Annotated in this window: 4 protein-coding genes; all 4 read left to right on the forward strand. The window is 57.8% G+C overall.

What is annotated here, in order from left to right:
- On the forward strand, positions 1–606 hold a 606-nt coding region (locus tag WBG04_RS18010), incomplete at its 5' end, for a VWA domain-containing protein (RefSeq protein WP_424316097.1).
- 52 nt (positions 607–658) lie between these two features.
- Complete coding sequence (locus WBG04_RS18015) at positions 659–2,635, forward strand: VWA domain-containing protein (protein ID WP_424316098.1); 1,977 nt, start codon at positions 659–661, stop codon at positions 2,633–2,635.
- The gene (locus WBG04_RS18020; protein WP_424316099.1) at positions 2,635–4,419 is read left to right on the forward strand and encodes a BatD family protein; all 1,785 of its coding nucleotides are present in this window, start codon (positions 2,635–2,637) and stop codon (positions 4,417–4,419) included. Before WBG04_RS18015 ends, WBG04_RS18020 begins: the two co-directional genes overlap by 1 nt.
- Positions 4,416–5,168, forward strand: a complete 753-nt coding sequence (locus tag WBG04_RS18025) for a tetratricopeptide repeat protein (RefSeq protein WP_424316100.1) — start codon at positions 4,416–4,418, stop codon at positions 5,166–5,168. Before WBG04_RS18020 ends, WBG04_RS18025 begins: the two co-directional genes overlap by 4 nt.
- Positions 5,169–5,342: the final 174 nt, after the last annotated feature.

A 5,342-nucleotide genomic window follows, 5' to 3' on the forward strand; every position in this document is an offset into this window, starting at 1 on the left:
CGGATCGGGATGGTGGGCTTTGCCGGGCGACCCTACATGGTCAGTCCTCTGACTTTGGATCATGACTGGCTGAAGAACCGCCTGAAGGAAGTGCAGATCGGCCGGGTGGAAGATGGCACCGCGATTGGATCAGCGATTGCTTCATCAGTGAGTCATTTGCGTGATTCCGACGCCAAGTCGCGGATTGTGATTTTGTTGACGGACGGGGTGAACAATGGCGGTGCGGCGAATCCAGTCACGGCGGCGGAAGCGGCGAAGACGCTTGGAATCAAGATTTATACGATCGGGGCCGGGACACAGGGCGAGGCGCCGATGCCCATGCGTGATATGTTCGGTCGCAACCGGATGAGGATGGTGGAGGTCGAGATCGACGAGGAGTCGCTGAAGGAAATCGCCAACCTGACGGGCGGGCAGTACTTCCGGGCGACGGATACCGATTCGCTGGTGAAGATTTACGAGCAGATCAACCAGCTTGAGACGACCAAGCGGACCGTGAAGAAATATGAGGACTACGAGGAGTTGTTCCTGTTTGCCCTTTTGCCGGGGTTGGGACTGATTTTGCTGGAGCGAATATTGAGCGAAACCCGATATCGACATTTACCGTGAGATTTTTGGACCAGGATGGATAAGATGAATGAGATTGGTTTTGATGATTAAGATGATGAACGAAGACACCCTTCAATTTGCTCAACCTCTTTGGATCGCCGTTGGGGCGGTTCTTGTGGTGCTTGGTGTGTTCTTGTTTCTGAGATCGGATCGTCGTCGGCGTGAGGATTTGAACAAGCTGGCTCATCCGAGGTTTCACTCGAAGCTGGTGGCCGGGTGGTCGCCTTCGTTGAGGTGGACGCGCCGCGTTTTGTGGCTGCTGGCGGTGCTGGCGCTGAGCTTCGCTGCGGCGCGCCCGCAGTTTGGTTATGAATGGCGTGAGGTGAAACGCCGCGGTATCGACATTCTTTTCGCGGTGGATACCTCGCGAAGCATGCTGGCGGAGGATCTGACGCCCAATCGTCTGGAGCGGGCGAGGTTGGGGATTCTCGATTTTTTGGATCAATTGGAGGGTGACCGGGTCGGCTTGATTCCATTTGCTGGCACGGCATTTGCGCTTTGTCCTTTGACCCTGGACTACGATGCTTTCCGTGAATCATTGAACGCGATCAATACGGATCTAATCCCAAGACCTGGCACCGATCTGGCGAGTGCGATTGAGGAGGCGGATCGACTGTTTGATGAAGAAGGGAACAACCAGCGCTTGCTGGTGCTGATCACCGACGGAGAGGATCTTGAAGGTGAAGCTTTGAAGGCTGCGGAAAAGTCGGCGGAACAGGGCACGACAATTTACACGGTTGGGGTTGGAGCTGCGGACGGTCAGTTGATTCCGATCAAGGACCGCTATGGAAGGCAGAGTTATCTGACGGATGAGAACGGCGAGGAAGTGAGGACCAAGCTCGACTCGGAGACTTTGGAGAAAATTGCAGAGTCAACGGGCGGATTGTATGTGCCATTGGGACGTGGGGCCGAGGGCCTTGATGCGATCTACCAACAACGCCTGGCTCTGGTGCCGAAGAGCGAGCTGGCTCAGAAGCTGGAGAAGATTCCCTTGGAGCGCTATCAATGGCCGCTTGGGCTGGGGATTCTGCTTCTCGGGCTGCAGACGGTGATGGGTGAGCGAAAGCGGGAGAGGAAACTGAAGGAGTTGGTATCGGTTGCGCGCCGTGTTCGGCCGCTTGCCTTGCTGGTCATGGCATGGGGTTTGTCGATGACGGACCTCCGTTCGGACGTGGTGTTGACTTACAATGCCGGAACCACGGCTTACGAAAACGGAGAGTTCGAGGAGGCAGCGGAGAAACTCAGGGACTCATTGGAAACTCCGGATCTCGCCGTGCAGCAGCGGGCCTACTATAACCTTGGGAGTTCGCTTTACCGGATTGGTCAGGGTCAGCTGCAGGAGGATCCGAAAAAGACGATGGCGTCTTGGGAGCAGGCGGTGAAGGCCTTCGAGGATGCGCTGGCTCTTGATGACTCGGATGAGGACGCACGCTTCAACCGCGATTTGGTTCAAAAGAAGCTCGATGAACTGAAGCAGCAGCAACCCCAGGACCAGCAGGATCAAGAGAAGCAGGATCAGGAAAATCAGGATCAGGAACAGCAGGATCAGGAACAGCAGGAGAACGAGGAACAGCAGGATTCCGAGGGCGGTGAGGATGGCTCAGAGGAGAATCAGGAGGAAAACCAGGAGGGAGATCAGGAGGGAGAGCAGCAAGAGGGCGAAAACGGAAAAGAGGGTGAGGAGCAGTCGGGAGAGCAGGGAGAGCAGGAGCAGGAAAGCGAGGGCCAGGAAGGTGAAGAGGGCGAGGATCAGGGGCCGAAAGGACAGGAGGATATGTCGAAGGGTGAACCGGAGGCGGCAGAGGGTGATCCTGGTGAAGCACGTCAGGATGCGCAGGGTTCAGAGGGCGAAGATTCAGGCGAAGAAGTTCAGGGCGAGATGCGGAAGCAGGGTGAGATGTCTCGTGAAGAGGCCATTCGCCTTCTCGAATCGCTTGCCAATGATGAGCGGATCGTGGTGCCGGCGCCGCTATCAGAGCAGAGTGCTGAGCGCCGGAAAGGTCGAAGTGCGAAGAAGAAAACGTGGTGATGTCCTTATTACGAATACTGAGTCTCTTGTGCTTTGTCTGCCTGTCTTCGCTGCAGGCGGCAGAAGTGACGACCCGACTATCGGCAGACACGGTGGAGGCCGGGCAGGGGGTCATGCTGACCGTGGTGGTCGAAGGCGGATCGCCCGAGTCGAGCCCTTCCTTTGCCGAGGTAGCGAATCTGATCATCAATCCAAGAGGTCAGTCGCAGCAAATGCAGATCATCAACGGCAAGATGAGTCGCTCGATCTCCTATACTTTTGTCGTCGGTTCGATGGAGGTCGGGGAGTATGTGATTCCCTCAACCACGGTCAAGGTGGGCGGCGAGGAACTGACGACCGAGCCACTCAAGCTGACGGTGCGACCCGGCGCGAACGGGGCACCCGCGGGAATGGGTGAGGATGAAGATGCGGAGGAGGCCGAAGAGGCTGCGGGGGACTTTGGCTATCTGACTTTTCAACTCTCCAAGAAGGAAAGGACGAATGTCTATCCTGGTGAGATTGCGCCGGTTCGGATCCGGGCGTTCTTTCCGATGAATGCGAGTGTTTCGCTGAATGGGCCTCCACGGCCTGAGGGCTCGGCGTTCACGCTGCACAATCTAACAGAGGAACCCCAGCAATCGACCGAGATCGTGAACGGGAAGCGCTACCGGGTGGTGACCTGGTTCGGTGGTCTGTCGGCGACCAAGGCGGGGGAGTATCCGGCGAGTTTTCAGCTGGAGGCGCGAGTGGGTGTTCGAGATCAATCATCGACTCACCGAAGGGGTTCGTTTTTCGACGATTTCTTTGCGCCGATGATCGAAAAGGAGGTGGTGCTTTCGACCGAGGACCCGCCGAAGCTGGAAGTCACGGAGTTGCCGACCGAGGGCCGGCCGGAAGACTTCACCGGGGCGATCGGCGAGTTCGCATTCGAATCGGTGCGGATGCCGAGTTCACTCGAAGTGGGAGAACCTTGCCGGATCGAGGCGGTGCTCAAGGGGTCGGGAAATTTTTCACTTTTGAAGGAGCCTCGTCCGCAGCCCGCCGAAGATTGGAAAGTTTACGAAGGGAGCGGGGATTTTTCGCCGGGTGATGTGGCCTCCTTTGCCGGGACGAAAGAGTTTCAGTTCAACGCGGTGCCCCTGGCTCCTGGTGAGGGTTCGGTGAGCTTGGCTTTCAGCTACTTTGATCCTGAGCAGGGTGAGTATCGGCGGGTGGAGTCGAAACCTCAGGAGGTGGCGATTACCGGGGAAGCATCGAAGCCGGTCGAGGTGGCGGAGGCCAAGGAAGCGGAGAAGAATGAGCCGGAGGGTCCGCAGTTGGCGCCCTTGCGGACGGAACTCGGCCGCGTTCAGAGCTACGAGACATTTTCCGAGCGCGCTTGGTTCATGCCGGTGGTCGGAGGCTCGATGGCCGTTTGCTTTGGAATCCTTGGTTTTGGGTGGTGGAAGAATCGTAAGGTGGATCATGCGAAGCTTGCCCGGCAGGCGAACGCAGCGGCCATTCGTGAGGCCATCTTGAGTGCGGAGAATGCAGTCAAGCAGGGTGATGGCGTCGCGTTTTTCGTTGCCGCGCGGGAAGCGATCAGGATTCAGGTGGCGGAACAAACCGGCATGCGTCCTGAAGCGGTGACCTTGGCCGATCTGCGTGATCTTGAGGACGGCGGGATTGGGGAGATTCTCAGGGAAGCGGATCGGATTGACTATTCGGGCAGGAGCGAAAAGGCAGCGGATCTCGAACAATGGAAGACCAAGTTGGATCGTGGTCTTGAAAGCATCTCATCGGAAGGGAGGCCGAAGGCGGCATGAAGAATGTTTTCATGGTATTCCTTTTGATGGCGGTCTTCGCTTTCCCTGCGGGAGCGAGTGATGTTTTCCAAGAGGCCAATCAACAATTTGAGAATGGTCAGTTTGATCAGGCGATTGAAGCTTATGAGCAAGTTCTCGAAGGGGAAGGCCCGCGGGTTTCCGTGCTGAACAATCTGGGCAGTGCCTATTTCCGGACAGGTGACTACGCGCGGGCGATTCTCGCCTTCGAACGGGCGCTGATTTTGAGTCCTGGCGACCGGGCTTTGCTTGCCAATCTGAAGTTGAGCCAGGAGCAGGCAGCGGTGTTCCCGGAGCCGCCGGTGCGGGGGTGGAGAGGATTCTTTGGAAGTGTTTCGCCTGACACCCGAGCTGTGGTTGCTTTGCTGGCGGCGCTGATTTGTCCGCTGGTGGCCGTGCTGTGGGTTCGGTCCCGAGGGAGGCGAGCGGGATGGGCGATCGCTTTCCTCTTGCTGAGTCTGACGGTGCCTTGGATGGTTCTGCGACCGATGGAAGGTCAGGTCGATCCGAGATCACGAGCGGTCGTTCTGGCGACACCGGCGACCGTGAGGTTGTCACCCTTTGAAGCCGCGGACTCGCGGGGAACTCTCGCAGGTGGCCGCGAGGTGGTGCTGGGGGAGATGAAGAACGGTTACTACTGGATCGACGCCAATAATGGCGCGACGCAGGGCTGGGTCCATGGGGATGAAGTGGCTTCGATCCTTCCCGTGATGGATGACGAGCCTCTATGACGATGGCTCAGTTGCAGATCGGTGCTGGTGATTTCGTTGCTGAATCGAGCTTGCTGATCAACGGAAGGTAAGCGGGGTAAACGCCCCCCTCTTGACAGGTTCAGGCGGCGGCCTTTTTCCGGGCTCGGGCGGCGACGATCCGCGCCGGGGTCAGTGAGGCGATCACTTCCGGAT

The organism is Haloferula sp., from assembly GCF_049672945.1.
Classification (GTDB): domain Bacteria; phylum Verrucomicrobiota; class Verrucomicrobiia; order Verrucomicrobiales; family Akkermansiaceae; genus Haloferula.

Excerpts from the sequence above, each read along its gene's own strand:
- WBG04_RS18020 (WP_424316099.1), top strand. The coding sequence starts at position 2,635 with ATGTCCTTATTACGAATACTGAGTCTCTTGTGCTTTGTCTGCCTGTCT.
- WBG04_RS18025 (WP_424316100.1), top strand. The coding sequence starts at position 4,416 with ATGAAGAATGTTTTCATGGTATTCCTTTTGATGGCGGTCTTCGCTTTC.
- WBG04_RS18015 (WP_424316098.1), top strand. The coding sequence starts at position 659 with ATGATGAACGAAGACACCCTTCAATTTGCTCAACCTCTTTGGATCGCC.